We start from the raw sequence: 1,466 nt of genomic DNA on the forward strand, positions 1-1,466 counted from the left end.
GGCTTGCCGGCCGTCAAACAGATTGTAGAGGATGGCCTGAACGGCATCGCTGACTCGAGTCTGGCACTGTGGATCAACGGGAACGAGATGGTCAATCAATTGGGGCAGGCCCAGTTTCTTGAATAGGGCACTTATTATATTCAAATAATCATTACGATAGACCTTTTTGACTTGAACGTTCATGAGAGAAAAACTCCTTCACTTTCCTTGTGTGTCAAGGATTCATTCGACATCGGAACGAAAAAATCCTCCCGATTTTCGTTGGGAGGGTGCGAAATGTGAGGCTATCAGTGTTGATAACTACGATTTAATTTTAAAATAAATTTATTGGTACTTTTCAGTTGTTTTACTGAAAAGCCGTAAAGCCTTTTTGAAATGCTTATTTTACTATTCGGATATGTTTAAAAGGCCAATAAATTATGTTTGCCTGGCCAACAACATCATTCATCGGAATGGCCCCAATATGACGACTGTCTTTACTATATCTTCTATTATCACCCATTACAAATAAATAGCCTTCAGGAACAGTGTTTCTACCGATTGGAGTATCCTTTAGAGTAAACGATTCCGTAAGGGGACCATCAAACTTGTTTTGTTTTTTGTATTCATCTAGATAAGGTTCTTTATACGCTTTCCCGTTTATATATAAAATATCATTTTTATACTCGATACGATCTCCAGGTAACCCAATTATGCGTTTTATGTAATCCTTTTTTTCTTTTGTATGGAACACAATAATATCAAACCTTTTCGGTTTTACAAAAGAATATTTTATTTTGTTTACAATCATACGATCTTGATCGTGTAGTGTAGGCATCATGGATTCTCCTTCTACTATAATCGGCGCAAATATGAAGTGTCGAACAAAAGCAGCTAATAAAATTGCAATAATGATCGCCTTCATCCATCCCAAAAACTCACTTTTCTTTTTCTCCATTATCATCATCCCCCTTAAAACATTGATGTAAATTTTATTAAGGCTCCCGAATCCTCGAAACAATCATCTTTACAATTCACTTAAATCGTTGACATGATGGTACTAAACGAACATTATCCATCTTCAAAGAATAAGTGAGTATCAATGATGTCATTCATTCTTTCATCGGTTTACCCGCAAAAGGAGAAACTGATTTTAACCATATCGAAATGATGAGATGTTTGTTTCAACATACATCGAGTGGTCTTGTAAGAAGAACCAACGCACCTATTAGCAAGCGAAAGGAACGAGCGACTGCTTGCTTGACGATTGGCGATCCATCGTGAGTTGCCCTAGATCATGATGTCTCGTCGTTTGACAATTCTAACACGAAAAAATAGAAGTCAGTCATATGTACAAAAGATGTGATGGCTTTACACCGTTTGATATATCTCGAAAAATAAAGTTACCTCGTCGACGCTGAATTATACGAAGGAAAAAAGAAAAATAAACCCGTGGTGCTAGTTGAGCTTTAGCGCTCAACTAGCCC

At 37.2% G+C, this 1,466-nt stretch carries 2 protein-coding genes; both read right to left on the reverse strand.

The features are described 5' to 3' along the window. The coding region (locus DI44_RS0117570) for a DUF4277 domain-containing protein (protein ID WP_033026804.1) at nt 1-183 on the reverse strand (183 nt) is incomplete at its 3' end. Between the two features lie 196 nt (nt 184-379). Then, nucleotides 380-937: a signal peptidase I gene (lepB, locus tag DI44_RS00005; RefSeq protein ID WP_014195146.1), complete on the reverse strand. Its 558-nt coding sequence runs from the start codon at nt 935-937 to the stop codon at nt 380-382. Nucleotides 938-1,466 lie beyond the last annotated feature (529 nt).

Source organism: Geobacillus sp. CAMR5420, from assembly GCF_000691465.1.
GTDB lineage: Bacteria > Bacillota > Bacilli > Bacillales > Anoxybacillaceae > Geobacillus > Geobacillus thermoleovorans.

Bases quoted from the DNA above. Each gene is read 5' to 3' on its own strand.
- lepB (WP_014195146.1), bottom strand. From the start codon at position 937: ATGGAGAAAAAGAAAAGTGAGTTTTTGGGATGGATGAAGGCGATCATT.